Consider the following 16206-nt stretch of genomic DNA (forward strand, 5'->3'; position numbering starts at 1 on the left):
ACAATTCCTTAAATAGGCATCTTCATTACATCGTCAAATGCTTGCACAAGACGATTACGAATTTGGAGCATAGTCGCAAATGACAAACTGGCTTTTTGCGAAGCCACCATAGCACCGACGAGATCATCGCTTTTTCCACTATCGACAGCCGCCATCGCCATAGAGGATTGGTTCTGATCTTGGTTAACGGCAGAAACTTTACTCTTAATCAAGTCAGTGAATGACCCATAAGCCATACCATTATCGGCAGGGTTTGAAGTGATGTTGATCGCCCCTTTAGCCACTTCACGATGAATGTTTAAGGTTTCCATTAACATATTTGAGCTAACAATCGCTCCATTAGACATAATCCATTCCTATTACTTTTTGATTGCTCTAAGCTGCTCGACCCGCTTGCTCTAATAACATTTCAATATCAATACCCGCTTCCCGCATTTGTACGAGGCGATATCTTAAGGCTCTAGTCGTCATCCCTAGCGCCTCTGCACTTAATGTGCGTTGCCCATTAAAACGTTTAAGTACATCAATAATATATTGAAACTCAGCCTGCTGTTTTGACGCTTTAAGTCCATCTGAGGCGCCTAAAGGCTCCAACTCAAGCATCTCTTCTTGAATGTTTAACCCGAGTTCCGCAACTTGAATCGCCTGACCTCTACGCATCACTAATGCGCGTTGAATACAATTTTCTAGCTCTCTTACATTTCCGGGCCAATCATAGTTAACGAGCACTTGTCTTGCGTGCTCACTGAAGTAACAGCGACTTGAGCAATCAGATTGGCCATATAAATTTAAGAAATGTTCAGCTAGAGGCAGGATGTCAGCCTTTCGTTCTCTTAAAGGCTTAATTTTCAGAGGTAAAACATCTAATCGATAGAACAAGTCCTCCCTAAAATGTCCAAACTCCACGGCTTGTCTTAAGTCGCGATTGGTAGAGGCAATGACTCTGATATCCAGTGGTATAACATGCTGGCCACCAAGTCTTTCGACTTCACGCTCCTGTAGCACCCGAAGTAACTTCGCCTGTAACGGCAAGGGCATTTCACCAATTTCATCGAGTAATAAAGTACCGCCATTGGCCTGCTCAAATTTTCCTGCCTTATCACAAATGGCACCAGTGAAGGCACCTTTGACATGCCCAAAGAGAACGGACTCAAGAATACTTTCAGGGATGGCAGCGCAGTTAATCGCAACGAAAGGCTTATGTGAACGGGAGGAGTGACGATGAATATAACGAGCAAGCGGTTCCTTACCAGTACCACTTTCACCCAATAATAAAACACTGGCCTCAGTAGTTGCGGCGCGATGGGCCAACATCAACAATTGTCGACTAACAGAAGCCGCGACAACCAAACTAGAATCAGGTAATTCTAAACGGTGTAATCGCTGAATGGAGGCAAGTAGCTGCTCAGTTTCTACGGGGATTAATAGATAATCCTGTACGCCAGCACGCATTGCTGCGGCTGCCAACTCACCTTGCTCTGGTGCGAGTAACGCGACGATATTACGGCCAGGAAAACGGGCAAGATAAGACTTCACATCACAAGGACTACAATCCGACAAGTTAACGATAGTGAGCCAAGGTAATTCCATTGCATCACTCCACAGGTAAAAATCCTCCTGTGTTATTTTGCATGCAAGTTCCGCAGATATGTTTAACCCTTCAATCCGTATACTTAGGCCACCCACTCACTAACTCCCTCTCGTTTACAGTACATGAAATAACACCTTAATTTAGACCTATAAGTATCTGTGCTTGAATGTATATAAAAGCTATTACTACTTACTTATCCATCTAGATGAATGAGCAATAAATAACTCAAGCCATTAAGAACAGTAAAAACAAATGCGGAAGCGAAATGCGGAAGATATATTTCCGCATGTAATATCAAAGCCAGCGATAGAGAACTACACACAATGAGTATCCACATTGACAATGGCTAAGGATATGCCCTCAACTAAATAAGGTTTAAACGTGTTCCAGTGCAATCATCGATAAGAAATGTGACCAGCAACAAAGTTTAAGGTATCACCGAATTATATGAATCAATTGCTACCAACCATGAAAGGTCTAAAAGAAAAACCGCAAAAAAGTGATGCATATAACTTAGGACTGACTTATACCAAATATATTTGTAAAATAATATATGACAATGATAAAAATGCACCATCGATACTTTTAAAATAGTGACAAAATTTAACCACCAATGTTTAATATTAAATAAACCACAAACTATAGCGCACAAAAAAACAATGAAAATCAAAGACAAAAAGATTTGCAACACAATGTCATCATTAATAATCAATATGTAAATGCTGACATAAATATTGCCCGCCAAAATATCGACAAATGTCAAAATAATATCTAACCGCCTTTTTATTGACGCTAAAATGCAAAACCTAAAGCATTAATATCTTCTTACACAATCTCAAAACAAACATTTTGTTCACAACCAACTTTACCCTACAATTCTATTCACATATATTTCAGCATTTCTTATAATTATTATTGAATACTTAAGCCTTATTAACTTATCATCCTCGTCGTTTAAAACAGAGTCGAACCTAAAGTTCAACGCTTAACTGTTTTAAGAAATTCATTAATCCTTAACGATAAAGAAATAAATATTTAGGCACTCTGTTTGTGTATGTTTTTTATGCGCCAACTGAATCACGGAGGTAGCCAAGCAGCATTCTAGTAGTAAAAACACGTTTAATAGGAAGAACAATGAAGACGACGGCGAAAGCTAGGCTTATAAAATCAAATTCCAATGAAATAATTAGACCTATTATGCTAGTTCAAGAAAAGCTAGCGAGAACGCGATTATTGCAACAGCTAGAAAAGCTACATCGTCCACTTATCGATGCCATAAATAATATCCTATCTCCGCTACTAAGACAGGGTCATCCCGCTGTTTCGGGGTCAACGTTAACAGAACCTAGAACACCTGTCGTTCCAGAACATTGCTATTCATGGTTTGTATTAAAACATCATCAAAATACCCTCGGTTATTGGAGAATTGATCGCTGCACGCTCGATCAATTGGCGAGTAATTATTACGGTAATACCTCAACACCATTAAGTTCTCCTTTGAGAAACCCCAGCCAATCTGAATTTAGGTTAGCCAAAAAGTTGCTACTTTCCGTAGTGGAGGAGCTACCTAATAGCACGATCGAAACCAATAATCTTGAAGTTGAGCTCATAAAAGGCCATATGCCACTCGCAGTATCGGCAGTATGGTCGTTCAATTTTACCAATGGCCCACTAACCCCTCCAATGCTCTTTTGCTTAACTGAGCATTTACTGGGGCATCTGGCCGAACAGCCTAAGAAATCTGAAGTATCTGCGGATTTACCCGCAAAACTAGCCGTCTGGCTAAAAAGTCTCCCCATAAAAATGCAGCTGACATTAGGGCAACATAGCATCCCTGTGCAATCACTCAGCCAATTAAAAACTGGGGATATTTTACCTATTAATCTCTATCCAAAAACCTTGTTATCAATCGGAAACACACCGCTATTTCATGCCTCAGTGCATAGTCATGAAGGACAGATGGTAGCGAAATTGACCCAAGATATTTATCAGCATGAGGAGCATGACATTGGCTGAACAATCTATTTTATCGGATGATGATTTTCTATTAGAGGACGATATTTTCTCTGAGAGAGCATTTTCAAAGCCGGACACCCATAACCATAAATTGAAAAATAATAATTTTTTTCAACAACTTCCTGTTCAAGTTACTCTCGAACTGGCCAGTGCTGAAATGTCTTTAGGCGAACTAAATCGTATGGGAGAAGGTGATGTTATCGCACTCGACCGTATGGTAGGTGAGCCGCTGGATATCAGAGTAAATGGTGCACTATTAGGAAGAGGCGAAGTCGTAGAAGTGGCAGGCAGATATGGCGTACGTTTGCTGGAAATAGAGAGCATTACTCTCGATGGGACAAGTAACGAATGATAGTTCGGGTATTGTTACTGGCGATTCTATTGTTTGCTCCCCAAGCCCTCGCATCGGAAGGACTGACCTTATTCACACTGGATAGCGCTCAAGACAGTCAAGCAGTTAACATTAAACTCGAAATTTTAGCGCTCATGACGGCCATTAGTTTCTTGCCCATCATGCTGATGATGCTAACCAGTTTTACTCGTATTATCATTGTATTAGCAATTCTCCGACAAGCTCTCGGACTACAACAAAGTCCCCCTAACCGAGTGCTTGTTGGGATAGCATTAGTACTCACTATCTTTATTATGCGCCCAGTGGGAGACAAAATTTATAAGGAAGCTTATTTGCCCTATGACCAAGGTAAGATCGAATTGATGGAGGCTGTCTCAATAGCCAAAGTCCCTTTAACTCGATTTATGCTGGCGCAGACAAGGGAAACTGATCTTGAGCAAATGCTGAAAATAGCTAACGAACCCACACACATGAAAGCAGCAGAGGAAGTCCCCTTTTTTGTCCTTATGCCCGCATTTGTACTGAGTGAACTCAAAACAGCTTTCCAAATTGGCTTCTTACTTTTCTTACCTTTCTTAGTTATCGACTTGGTTGTCGCAAGTGTCCTCATGTCTATGGGGATGATGATGTTGTCACCGTTAATTATTTCTCTCCCATTTAAACTGATGGTTTTTGTATTAGTCGATGGTTGGGCTATGACGGTAAGCACCTTAACCGCAAGTTTTGGGTAGCTAGATGGACATCAATGAACTGACCTCGCTCTTTGCTGACTCAATGTTTCTCGTCATCATCATGGTTTCTGTGTTGGTGACACCGGGACTCATTTTAGGCTTAATCGTTGCGATATTTCAGGCTGCGACACAGGTCAATGAACAAACCTTGAGTTTTCTGCCAAGGCTTATCATTACTCTACTTATGGTTCTGTTTTCAGGCCATTGGCTCATACAACAGCTAAGTGATTTATTTGACAGGCTGTTTATGAATATTCCTCATATTATCGGTTGATATGCTTTCCCTCACCTCAACCGAACTCAGCATGTTAATCGGCAGCCTTTGGTGGCCATTCTGCCGGATCATGGGGGCATTTATGATAATGCCCTTGTTAGGTAATTCTTATGTGCCTGCAACAGTAAGAATTTTTCTTGCCTTAAGTATTGCAGCGCTTATTGCACCTATGCTGCCACCCGTTCCCGCTGTCGATGCGCTCTCGCTTGGATCATTATTTTTAGCCATAGAGCAACTACTGACTGGATTTATGCTCGCGCTATTTTTAACCATTTTAATCCATGTGATGACCATGCTTGGCACTATTATGTCGATGCAGATGGGTCTAGCGATGGCGGTGATGAACGATCCTGCTAATGGCGACACCAACCCCATTCTCAGTGAATGGTTACAAATCTTTGGTACATTGATTTTTCTGGCTCTTGACGGTCATTTAGTCGGGCTCAACATCATTGTTGATAGCTTTCGTTTATGGCCAATTGGAAATGGGATTTTTGACTTACCGCTAATGGGATTGGTTAGTCGAATGGGCTGGCTATTTGCTGCATCGCTGATGCTCGCCATACCCGCAGTACTCGCTATGTTAATGGTTAACATCACTTTTGGTGTATTAAGCCGTGCTGCGCCGTCATTAAACATCTTCTCGCTCGGGTTTCCCATGACCTTGTTGATGGGCTTGATTTGCGTCTTCCTTTCGTTAAGCGGCATTCCAACTCGTTACAGTGATCTGTGCTTAGACGCATTAACTGCAATGTACCAATTTATCGGAGGGATCTCATGAGTAAAACGCCCCAACAAGATAAAACAGAAGAAGCTACACCGCAGAAAAAGCGTAAAGCGAGAGAAGAAGGCCAAGTTCCACGCTCTAAAGATCTTGCCTCCGCAGCACTGGTCGTTGGTTGCTCTGTGATGCTGACCAGTAATGCGGATTGGTTTGCGACGAGAGTCAGTGGATTAGCTAAATACAATATGCTGCTCACGCGGGCAGAGTTAGATCAACCAGACATCATGATGCGCCATCTTGGCGCCAGCCTAGTCGAAATGCTAAGCATCTTAGGCCCACTATTCATCATGGTTGCTCTGTTGGCCGCAGTTGCAGGAGCCTTACCTGGGGGGCCGATATTTAATTTTGGAAATGCTAATTTTAAGTACAGTCGAATCGATCCTCTTGCCGGTATCGGAAGAATATTTTCCGCTCAATCTCTTGTTGAGTTACTCAAGTCATGCCTAAAAATTGTGTTACTGATCGGAATTATGTTGGTTTTCTTGAATGGTCACTTACAAGAACTACTTAGCTACAATCAACGCCCTATTGATGAAGCGGTTCGTGATGGCATCAATCTACTGTCGCAAGGCATGTTTTATCTTGGTACTGGGCTGCTCGTGATCGCCTTTATTGATGTGCCTTACCAATATTGGCATAACAGCAAAGAATTACGTATGTCACGCCAAGAGGTCAAAGACGAGCATACCCAGCAAGAAGGTAAGCCAGAGATTAAAGCTAAAATCCGCCAAATACAGCAACGAATGGCTCGCTCTCGGGCAGATACCACCATTCCAAAAGCGGATGTTCTCTTGGTTAATCCTACTCACTATGCCGTGGCATTAAAATACAATCCTGACTTAGCGGATGCGCCTTACGTCATCACTAAAGGCACCGAAGAACTCGCCCTCTATATGCGAGAACTCGCTAAAAAACATGATATTGAAATTATTGATATCCCACCGCTCACGCGGGCTATTTATCATTCAACGCAAGTCGATCAACAAATACCCAGTGCCCTTTTTATCGCCATAGCGCACGTATTAAGTTATGTCATGCAAATAAAAGCATCTCGTAAGGGCTTACAGCAGAAACCTGAGCCTTTACCACATTTTTTTATTCCCCCTAATTTACGTCACGATTAAAGGATTGCTTAACCTATGAATTGGCTTTCTCGCACCTTTTCAGGAAATTACAGCTATATCGGCATTCCAGTCATGCTGCTCGCTATTCTGGCGATGGTGATTTTACCGCTGCCTGCATGGCTACTGGACATTTTGTTTACATTTAACATAGTCCTTGCCGTCATGGTGCTGCTGGTGAGCGTCTCGATCAGGCGACCGTTAGAGTTTTCTGTATTCCCAACCTTATTGCTCCTTGCGACCTTAATGCGTTTGACCTTAAACGTTGCATCGACGCGCGTAGTACTCATTGAAGGTCATGAAGGAGGCGATGCTGCGGGTAAAGTGATCCAAGCCTTTGGTGAAGTCGTCATTGGCGGAAACTATGTCGTCGGTGCTGTTATCTTCTTAATTCTAATGATTATTAACTTTGTTGTAATCACTAAGGGTGGCGAGCGGATCTCTGAGGTATCGGCGCGATTTACATTGGATGCTCTACCGGGTAAACAGATGGCGATCGATGCCGATCTCAATGCTGGCACACTCACACACGAACAAGCCAGCTTACGTCGCCAAGATGTCGCCAGAGAAGCAGACTTTTATGGTTCCATGGATGGAGCCTCAAAATTTGTGAGAGGAGATGCCATCGCAGGACTCTTGATCTTAGCAATCAACATTATTGGCGGGATCAGCATAGGCATCTTTATGCATGATCTGAGTACAACAGAAGCCTTTAAAACCTATGCGTTATTAACCATTGGTGATGGCCTAGTTGCACAAATTCCATCATTACTACTCGCCACTGCTGCCGCAATTATTGTGACTAGGGTATCCGACGCAGAAGAAATGCCGACCCAATTGAGTCGACAGTTACTGGCTAACCCGAGAACCTTAGCCACTGCAGCCATTGTGATGGCGATTCTCGGTATCACCCCGGGCATGCCAGCACTGGTATTTTTATCTTTTGCAATACTACTAGGCTTTGCGGCGTGGAAACAAAACCAGAATAAGGCCTCCTTTACTGAAGAGAAAACTGAAGAACTCATAGAAACCAGCCTGACAGAACCTTCAGCGCCAAGCTGGGAATCCCTGCCTTTTACCGACATCATCGAAGTACGATTAGGCTATAGATTGGTTCATCTCGTCGAAAAAACCAAAGGAGCAGAATTACAAAAACGCCTAACAGGGATCAGACGTACCCTTTCAGAACAAATCGGATTTCTGCTATCGGAAGTAAGAGTGCGCGACAATCTAGCCTTAACACCACATGCATACCAAATTAACTTTATGGGCACTCAAGTAGCTATCGCCGAATTAGAGCCTGATCTACTGTTAGCAATAAAAAGTGGTCCTGTTTACGGTAAAATTGATGGGATTTTAACCAAGGAACCCGCTTACCAAATGGATGCCATTTGGATTGCACCAGAGTTAAAGGCCAAAGCACTTAACTTAGGTTATTCGGTCGTTGATAATGCGACAATCATTGCCACTCATGTCAGTAAGTTATTGCGCGAATCACTGCCTGAATTATTGCAACATGATGATATTATGCAATTAACTGACAGGCTCAGTAAGCAAGCCCCCAAACTGGCGGAATCACTCAGTACCTGTTTAACCCCCATTCAGTTACTCAAAGTTTTCCGCTTGTTACTCAAAGAGCAAGTGCCGCTAAAAGACATACGCACCATAGCAACGACCTTGCTGGAATGCAGCGAGCAAACCAAAGATCCCGTCCTACTCGCCGCCGATGTGCGCTGCGCTTTACGCAATAGTATTTTGCATCAAATCGCAGGCAGCAGTCCGCAGTTGAATGTACTTACGCTGACCGCAGAATTAGAACAAACCTTAATGACAGCGTTAAATCAATCGCAGCAACAGGGCCGAGTTGCATTGGATAGTTTCCCTATCGAACCTAATCTATTGGCGCAGCTACAACAAAGAATGCCCCAATTACTCGCGGAGACAAAAGAGAAAGGCTATAACCCTATCCTACTTGTTTCTCCACAACTCAGGCCCTTCCTCGCGCGATACGCATTAGCCTTCGCCCGCGGACTTCATGTTTTATCCTATAATGAAGTCCCTGAAACAAAAGAACTTATGATTGCGGGACAACTAGGGTAATCATTACTCACAGTAGCTTAGCAAGACCCGCTGAGAGAGGTGCAACACACCTCTCTCTAACTTAACTGCATCGCTCATCACAACAAACTAAGCCTCTCAGCAAACCACAACTGCATACCTCCTATAGAATATTGATAACTCACAGCTCCAATCTCATTTCCAATCAAAGCAATACCCTTCTACTCCTTAAGAGATATTTCGCTCGTCTAACTGTGACATCATCGGCAAATCCTGAGTATTTTAGTCGGGTTTAGTTGCCACGACTAAAAGCTGCAAATAATATGAATGTAAATTTATTGCTGCTCTGGAGCTACTCATGTCTGCTACTTCTGTCTCAAAAGATGCACAACTCCCACCCCATGGGCTTAATTCTCAACACAATCATTGGCTAGAACGAAAAATTGGTGAGTTAGTGGCGGAAGACTTTCGCCGCGCACATGTGTTTAGTCAATTTGGTATCGATTTTTGTTGTGGCGGGGGTAAATCACTGGCGGTCGCCTGTGAGCGTGCAGATGTAGATCCCGCAAAAGTGGTTGCTGCGCTGAATGCCGCAACACTTACCGGTAGCAAAGAAGATGAATTAAATCAATTACCCTTAGATCAACTTATCGAATATATAGAATCAACGCACCATCAATACGTGCGCGAAAAAGCCCCTTTATTAGTCGAATATTCCGAAAAGATGATTCGCGCTCACGGTGAGCACTATGCCGAAATCGTTCCCTTTGCGGGTTGGGTACGAGCCTTAGTTGAAGACTTAATGCCACATTTAATGAAGGAAGAAAAAATACTGTTTCCGGCGATCCGCGCCATGAGTCATGGAGAGCAGGTTGAGGCTTGCTTTGGCCATATTGGCAACCCCATCAATGCGATGCAACATGAGCATGAAGAAGTCGGTTTGATTTTGCAAAAATTACACGAGCTCACTAACGACTTCACACCACCTGAATATGCGTGCACTACATGGCGTGTTTGTTATGCCACTCTGGCGGAATTTGAGGCGGACTTACATCAGCATATTCACTTAGAAAACAATATTCTTTTTCCTAAGGCATTGGGTCTGACTCAATAATTGATTAAATGTTTATCCCGTAGCGGCTCCAAATTACAGATTTTCCGCTTAACCTTGAGGCCAGACCTAAGTCTGGCCTTTCAATTGTTGACGTGCTACAACAAGTCATGTGTCGCTGACGGATAAGCTGCCATGACATTTCAATCATTTGCACTCGATGATATTGCCAATTTGCACGAATCGGCCCAAGTAGAATTTAAACTCGCAGGTGGCCGCGATGGCCAAGGTCAATTACCCGAAGACATTTGGGCGACTTATAGCTCTTTTGCCAACACTTTGGGTGGTGAAATCATCCTAGGTGTGCGGGAAGAGCGTGGCCATTTCAGTATTGAAGGCATTCCCAATCCGCTTCCTGTTTTACAAGAATTTTGGGAAATCCTCGATGACCCGAGTCGCACGAGTCACAATCTTTTAGCGATTTCAGATGTACAGATTATTGAAATTATGAACAAAAAACTCATTCGTATCCGCGTACCGCCGGCGCCTGAGCAGCTAAAACCTATCTACGTAGGCAGTGATCCTTACACTGGGAGTTATTTTAGGGTGGGAGATGCCGACATGCACGCGAGCCGTCGGCAAGTCAATCTACTGCTACGCCGCGCCCATCTTTGCATGAAGCAACTCAAGGCGCGTTAATCCAGTAAATCTAACATCCTGTTATTACGTTAAAAACCTGCTAATAGATAGCCGCCCATGGCCGCAATAGCTACACCAGTAACGCGCATTAAATTGCGTTGCCCTGTCATCCGCTGCATTCCAAGGCCTATCATTACGCCGCCTAAATGGATGACTGCTGTACCAAATAAAAATCCTAGGGCATACAGGACTGGGCTAGCCAATGCTGGCATTTCTGCGCCGTGGGCATGCCCGTGGAAAATCGCGAATACGCCCACAAAGGCCATGGCGAATAACAGCGGAATTTGACGATCGAAGGCGATAGCAAGACCGAGCAACAATACAGAAAGGGCGATACCAATTTCAACGAAGGGAACGGCAATGGCGTATAAGCCTAAAATCCCGCCCACTAACATAAAGGTGACAAATGCTAAGGGGACAGTCCAAATCGCGCGGCCACCGAGCTGGGTGCTCAACATGCCCACACTCAACATAGCCAGCAAGTGATCGAAGCCCAATACGGGATGATTAAAACCCGACATGAAACCGCCACCTGAATGGATCTCATGGGCCGATACCGGCGCTGTCCAACATAAAGTGAGCAGTAATAACAACCCGATACGCGCCATAAAATAGCCTTAGTCAGTGACTTTAGTGATATAAAACTTAACTTTAGTGCAAATTTGGCTGGCAAACCTTGATCTCAATCACCCAAAGATACAGATAAAAAATGCACGCTAAGCTAGTTTGCGTCGATAGCCAATACTTTTGTCAAAGCCTCGAGGGAGGCAATTTCTAAATGGGGCAACAAGGCAGCTATCGGTAAGGAATCGACTCGACCAAAACTGGGATTTAGCCACACAGACTGGCACCCCGCCAACCGCGCACCACGAACGTCGGCATTCATGCTATCACCAACATGCAGTAAGTGTTGCGGTGCAATCTTTAACCGCGAGCAAGCTAATACGAACATGTCTTTAGCGGGTTTCATATGCACGCCATTACCTGGATGCAACACAAACTCGAAGGCATCACCTAAACCAATCCGCTCGGCATCCACATTGCCATTGGTGATCCCGACTAATCTAAAATGCTGCGATAAGCGCTTGAGTAATAAGAGCACTTTGTCAGACACTTGGAAATGACTGCGGTAAAAATAAAAGCATGCTAATCCTTGCTCGGCGCCGCGTTCGGCTTCAGTCGCCGAATACCCTAGCTGTATTAGGCCTTGGCGAAGCGTAGCTAAACGGGCTGCGCTAGTGTCGTGGGCGAGCTCACGATTTTGCTGCAAAAGTTGCAGTTTTAGCCTGCGCCAATCATGGGGTTGCCACGCCTGCGATAATGGATAAGTCTGCAACAAAAACGTCGCCAGCTCAGCTTCGGCATTTAAAATATGCGGCAGATTGTCGTACAGGGTATCGTCGAGATCGAAACTGATCGCTTGAATATGTTGAGGTCTAAGATAGCAACGCATTATTTATCCTGTGTTTTTTTCGCTCTAGGATGGGCGTTATCATACACCTTAGCTAAGTGTTGGAAATCCAAACTGGTATAAATTTGTGTGGTCGCTAGGTTCGCATGACCCAATAATTCTTGCACCGCCCGCAAGTCGGCGCTCGCTTCTAACATGTGAGTGGCAAAGGAATGACGCAGCTTATGGGGATGTACTCGCACCGATAATGCCTGCTCTTGACCCCATTTAGCCATGCGCGCCTGAATACTGCGATGGGAAAGTCGTTTGCCTTTTTCAGTCACAAATAAGGCGTTATCTTCACAGGGGATCTGCTTTCGGCAATTGAGCCAATTCTGCAGCGCAGTAATCGCTAAACGACCGACTGGGACGATACGCTCCTTATTACCTTTACCTAAGACTCGCACTTCTTTCAAATCGTATTGCACACTGGATAAATTGAGCGCGGCAAGTTCCGCTAAACGTAACCCACTGGAATAAAACAATTCCATCATGGCTTTATCACGCAGACTCAGCGGATCTGTACCTTCAATGTCCAGCAAGTGACTGATAGCATCGACATCGATATTCTTCGGCAGAGGTTTGGTCTGTTTGGGGGCACTTAAGCCTTTGGCGGGATTAAGCTCAATCACGCCTTCGCGCAGCAAAAATTCACCCCATTGTTTTACCGCTGATAAACACAGAGAAAGCGATCGCGGGCTTAAACCTTTGCGGTGCAATTTGGCTAATACTTGCTGCCAATGCTCACGGCTCACATTGAGTAAATGCACGCCTTCGGGCAAGAGATCGCTACCGCGATTAAGCTCATAAAGGTAATTACGTACTGTATGGGCAGACAACTGTCGCTCGGTACTCAGATAACGTTCAAAGGTTTGTAACCATTGAGTATTTAATGCCGACACTTCGCCTGTTTGCGTACTCATATCGGTTTCCTCGTGGGTTTTGCTAAGCTTTGGGTGAGCACTATAGCTCAACGACCGTTACAGCTTTGCAAGCATATGCGCCAGTAAACGCCGCAACTGTTCCAGCAGCATGTTATCCATATCAGGATGAAAATGGGTGACATCTTGACTAGCAATGGCAAAAATCACTGGGTTGTCTTCCGACAATTTAGTCAGTGCCACCGAGCCCACTTCGCTACCAAATAACCGTTTGGCTTCTTGTTGTGTTAGCCGACCAAAATAGTGACCTTTATGCAGCCTTTGATCCCATATTGCCTTCATATCGGCATCGAGAACGCTGATCAAACGCACATGACTGAAATTAAACTGTAATTTTAAACTGTCGGCTAAGATTTCTTTGAGTGACACTAGATCGGCACAATTCAGTAGTTGGAAGGATAACTCAGTATTGAATTGGTAAATTTTCTCGTTGCGCGCCGCCATCGTTAACAGACTGGTGATCTCTTCTTCCAACTGGCTGACTCGCTGGCGTAGCATTTCTTGACGACGTTCCACCAAAGAGATGGCGCCGCGCTCCAGGTGGGGCAGACGCATTGCCAGCAATAGCTCGGGATAGCGATTGAAAAAATCAGGATTATCCAGCAGATACTCGCGAATAATCAACTCATCAAAGGGCACATTCGTCTGCGGCATCAAGGGCTCTGTCATAACTGAATTTGTCCATCGTAAACATGCTGCGCTGGACCCGTCATCCACAAAGGTTTCCCCTCGCCTTCCCAGTTGATGGTTAAAGTACCGCCGGGTAAATCCACCCGCACTTGCTGGCCGAGCTTCCCTTGCACTTGGCCTACAACCACGGCCGCACACGCGCCAGTGCCACAGGCCAAAGTTTCGGCCGCGCCACGTTCATACACCCGCAGCTTAATGTGGCCCGAATCCACTACTTGCATAAATCCCACATTCACACCACGGGGAAAGCGCTCATGCTTAGTGAGCATGGCACCAATTTCAGCAACAGCGGCGCTCGCCACATCTTCAACGTCGAGCACACAATGGGGATTGCCCATAGAAGCCGCGCCACATAAAAAGGTTTGCAGTGGTGTTTGCAGTAAATAGGTTTTTTCGGCTTTCTTGGCTTTAAAGGGGATTAGACTTGGTTCAAGAATAGGCACGCCCATATTCACGGTAACGGTGCCATCTCGCTCTAAACGCAGAGTCATCTTACCTGATGAAGTGCTAACACGGATTTTACTCTTATTGGTCAATCCTTTATTGCGTACAAAGCGGGCAAAACAGCGGGCGCCATTACCGCATTGTTCGACTTCAGTACCATCGGCATTGAAGATGCGATAATGAAAATCTAAATCGGGATCATAGGGCGGCTCAACCAACAGTAATTGATCGAAACCTATGCCAAAGTTACGGTCGGCTAAACGGCGGATCTGCTCAGGCGAAAAGAACACGTTCTGCGTGACCCCATCGACCACCATAAAATCGTTACCCAGTCCGTGCATCTTAGTGAATTGGATCAAGATACTTATCCTTTAAGCCGAGGCGCCGCTCATTAAGTATGAAACCAAGCGCCTGAATCAATATAATTTTTCTAGTTTACGGCAGGAGTTGCTCACCTTGCCAGAGCTGAGACAATTTTTCTCGCTCACGCACTAAGAAAGCGTGCTCACCATCGACCATGACTTCGGCCGCACGAGGACGCGTGTTGTAGTTAGAGGCCATCGCAAAACCATAGGCACCACTCGAACGCACAGCAAGTAAATCCCCAGCCACTAAAGCCAGCTTGCGATCTTTACCTAAAAAGTCACCGGTTTCGCACACTGGACCAACAATATCAAACTCATAGGCCTCAGAGTCCCTTGGCACGACTGGGATAATATTTTGCCATGCGCTGTAAAGTGCTGGGCGAATTAAGTCATTCATCGCGCCATCGACAATCGCAAAACGCTTGTCGCTGTTTTCTTTCAGATACAGCACCTGAGTAACAAAAATCCCCGCATTAGCGGCAATCGCACGGCCCGGTTCGAAGATCAGCTTCAGTTGACGGTCGCCCATACGCGCTAATATGGCGGCGGCATACACATCAGGATGCGGCGGAGTTTCAGCATCATAGGTCACACCTAAACCGCCACCCACATCAAAATGCTCAATGACAATACCTTGTTCAGCCAGACGATCGATCAACGCTAGCATACGATCCATTGCATCGAGGAAAGGTTGAATTTCGGTTAATTGCGAACCGATATGGCAATCGACACCTTTCACTTTTAAATGTGGCAAAGCATGGGCACGGGCAAAGACGGTTTCGGCCTCATCCATAGCGATACCGAATTTATTTTCTTTAAGGCCAGTCGAAATATAGGGATGAGTACCCGCATCCACATCGGGATTGACTCGCAAGGAAACTGGCGCCACTTTACCTAAACGACCTGCGACCAAATTTAACTGCTCAAGCTCGGCGCTCGACTCGACGTTAAAGCAATAAATGCCCAGATTAAGTGCCTGTTCCATTTCGGTCGCAGTTTTACCCACGCCAGAGAACACCACTTTAGCGGGATCGCCGCCCGCTTCAATCACTCTTGCTAACTCACCACCCGAAACGATATCAAAACCACTGCCTAAACGTGCCAGCACATTCAGTACGGCCAAGTTCGAATTAGCTTTAACCGCGTAACAAATCAAATGTGGATGATCTGCCACGGCGTTATTAAAGGCATGCCAATGGCGCTCTAGCGTGGCGCGTGAATAGATATACAGCGGCGTACCATAAGTTTGAGCTAAGTCGGCGACCTGGCAGCCTTCTGCATGCAGGGCATTTTGTTGGTAGAGAAAGTGATCCAATGTCTGATTCCTTACTGCGCTTTATCGCTGCGATAGTGATGATAGTTATAGCTGCTATTATTGTTGTGTTTTTTGTACTTCGATGGCTCGAATTTCGGTTTTAATCTCTTCTACTTCAGGCTCAGGTTTAGACGCCTCAACCTTTTTAGGCTGATTCACCTCTGTGGCCGGAGATCGATAGAGGGGGCCCTTCTGGCCGCATGCAGTAATGAATAGGCTACCAAGCAATAACAATAAAAACAGTCTCATTTTTCTCAACATCTGTGCATCTGGGGACTAATGGCCTTATAATCGCACCCATCTTGACGAAAGCAAAGGACAGAA

The 16206-nt window shown here is 44.9% G+C and carries 18 protein-coding genes; 9 read left to right on the forward strand and 9 right to left on the reverse strand.

Annotated features, from left to right (window positions below; all coding sequences use genetic code 11):
* Window positions 1–8: 8 nt before the first annotated feature.
* A complete protein-coding gene (gene fliE / locus L5M18_RS11930) occupies window positions 9–347 on the reverse strand; it encodes a flagellar hook-basal body complex protein FliE (RefSeq protein WP_113940834.1) in 339 nt (112 codons plus the stop codon).
* A gap of 28 nt (window positions 348–375) precedes the next feature.
* On the reverse strand, window positions 376–1686 hold the full coding sequence (locus tag L5M18_RS11935) for a sigma-54 dependent transcriptional regulator (RefSeq protein WP_263197073.1): 1311 nt from the start codon (window positions 1684–1686) through the stop codon (window positions 376–378).
* A 1102-nt stretch (window positions 1687–2788) separates the two neighbouring features.
* Here L5M18_RS11935 and L5M18_RS11940 point away from each other — a divergent pair.
* The 9 genes from L5M18_RS11940 (at window position 2789) to L5M18_RS11980 (ending at window position 10677) form a co-directional block, all read left to right on the forward strand.
* Window positions 2789–3607, forward strand: a complete 819-nt coding sequence (locus L5M18_RS11940) for a FliM/FliN family flagellar motor switch protein (RefSeq protein ID WP_263197074.1) — start codon at window positions 2789–2791, stop codon at window positions 3605–3607.
* Window positions 3600–3959 carry a FliM/FliN family flagellar motor switch protein gene (locus L5M18_RS11945; RefSeq protein ID WP_263197076.1) on the forward strand — a complete coding sequence of 120 codons (360 nt, stop codon included), beginning with the start codon at window positions 3600–3602 and terminating at the stop codon, window positions 3957–3959. Before L5M18_RS11940 ends, L5M18_RS11945 begins: the two co-directional genes overlap by 8 nt.
* Window positions 3956–4690: a flagellar type III secretion system pore protein FliP gene (gene fliP, locus L5M18_RS11950; protein WP_219235566.1), complete on the forward strand. Its 735-nt coding sequence runs from the start codon at window positions 3956–3958 to the stop codon at window positions 4688–4690. The genes L5M18_RS11945 and fliP overlap by 4 nt, the downstream gene beginning before the upstream one ends.
* A 4-nt stretch (window positions 4691–4694) precedes the next feature.
* Window positions 4695–4964 (forward strand): flagellar biosynthetic protein FliQ, encoded by a 270-nt coding sequence (locus L5M18_RS11955; RefSeq protein ID WP_263197078.1) that lies wholly within the window; start codon window positions 4695–4697, stop codon window positions 4962–4964.
* 1 nt (window position 4965) lies between these two features.
* Window positions 4966–5745, forward strand: coding sequence for a flagellar biosynthetic protein FliR (fliR, locus tag L5M18_RS11960; protein WP_113940838.1), 780 nt, complete (start codon window positions 4966–4968; stop codon window positions 5743–5745).
* Window positions 5742–6872, forward strand: coding sequence for a flagellar biosynthesis protein FlhB (flhB, locus tag L5M18_RS11965; protein ID WP_263197079.1), 1131 nt, complete (start codon window positions 5742–5744; stop codon window positions 6870–6872). Before fliR ends, flhB begins: the two co-directional genes overlap by 4 nt.
* A gap of 15 nt (window positions 6873–6887) precedes the next feature.
* Entirely contained in the window at window positions 6888–8969 is a 2082-nt protein-coding gene (gene flhA, locus L5M18_RS11970; RefSeq protein WP_263197080.1) for a flagellar biosynthesis protein FlhA, read from the forward strand.
* A 316-nt stretch (window positions 8970–9285) separates the two neighbouring features.
* A complete protein-coding gene (ric, locus tag L5M18_RS11975) occupies window positions 9286–10041 on the forward strand; it encodes an iron-sulfur cluster repair di-iron protein (RefSeq protein ID WP_263197081.1) in 756 nt (251 codons plus the stop codon).
* A 132-nt stretch (window positions 10042–10173) separates the two neighbouring features.
* Complete coding sequence (locus L5M18_RS11980) at window positions 10174–10677, forward strand: helix-turn-helix domain-containing protein (RefSeq protein ID WP_263197083.1); 504 nt, start codon at window positions 10174–10176, stop codon at window positions 10675–10677.
* 29 nt (window positions 10678–10706) lie between these two features.
* Here the strand turns inward: L5M18_RS11980 and L5M18_RS11985 are convergent, their stop codons facing one another.
* The 7 genes from L5M18_RS11985 to lptM all read right to left on the reverse strand — a co-directional run bounded on the left by L5M18_RS11985 (window position 10707) and on the right by lptM (window position 16131).
* Window positions 10707–11285 carry a HupE/UreJ family protein gene (locus L5M18_RS11985; RefSeq protein ID WP_263164626.1) on the reverse strand — a complete coding sequence of 193 codons (579 nt, stop codon included), beginning with the start codon at window positions 11283–11285 and terminating at the stop codon, window positions 10707–10709.
* Window positions 11286–11398: 113 nt separating this feature from the next.
* The gene (locus tag L5M18_RS11990) at window positions 11399–12130 is read right to left on the reverse strand and encodes an HAD-IA family hydrolase (protein WP_263164627.1); all 732 of its coding nucleotides are present in this window, start codon (window positions 12128–12130) and stop codon (window positions 11399–11401) included.
* A complete protein-coding gene (gene xerC / locus L5M18_RS11995; RefSeq protein WP_131523372.1) occupies window positions 12130–13050 on the reverse strand; it encodes a tyrosine recombinase XerC in 921 nt (306 codons plus the stop codon). Before xerC ends, L5M18_RS11990 begins: the two co-directional genes overlap by 1 nt.
* Before the next feature lie 57 nt (window positions 13051–13107).
* Entirely contained in the window at window positions 13108–13737 is a 630-nt protein-coding gene (locus L5M18_RS12000; RefSeq protein WP_173496192.1) for a DUF484 family protein, read from the reverse strand.
* Complete coding sequence (gene dapF, locus L5M18_RS12005) at window positions 13734–14561, reverse strand: diaminopimelate epimerase (protein WP_105250436.1); 828 nt, start codon at window positions 14559–14561, stop codon at window positions 13734–13736. The genes L5M18_RS12000 and dapF overlap by 4 nt, the downstream gene beginning before the upstream one ends.
* 76 nt (window positions 14562–14637) lie before the next feature.
* Window positions 14638–15882 (reverse strand): diaminopimelate decarboxylase, encoded by a 1245-nt coding sequence (gene lysA, locus L5M18_RS12010; RefSeq protein ID WP_173496191.1) that lies wholly within the window; start codon window positions 15880–15882, stop codon window positions 14638–14640.
* A 57-nt stretch (window positions 15883–15939) separates the two neighbouring features.
* Window positions 15940–16131 carry an LPS translocon maturation chaperone LptM gene (gene lptM, locus L5M18_RS12015; protein WP_168825920.1) on the reverse strand — a complete coding sequence of 64 codons (192 nt, stop codon included), beginning with the start codon at window positions 16129–16131 and terminating at the stop codon, window positions 15940–15942.
* Between the last annotated feature and the right edge of the window lie 75 nt (window positions 16132–16206).

The sequence above is a fragment of the Shewanella sp. SM20 genome, from assembly GCF_025654545.1.
In the GTDB taxonomy this organism is placed as follows: Bacteria; Pseudomonadota; Gammaproteobacteria; order Enterobacterales; family Shewanellaceae; genus Shewanella; species Shewanella oncorhynchi.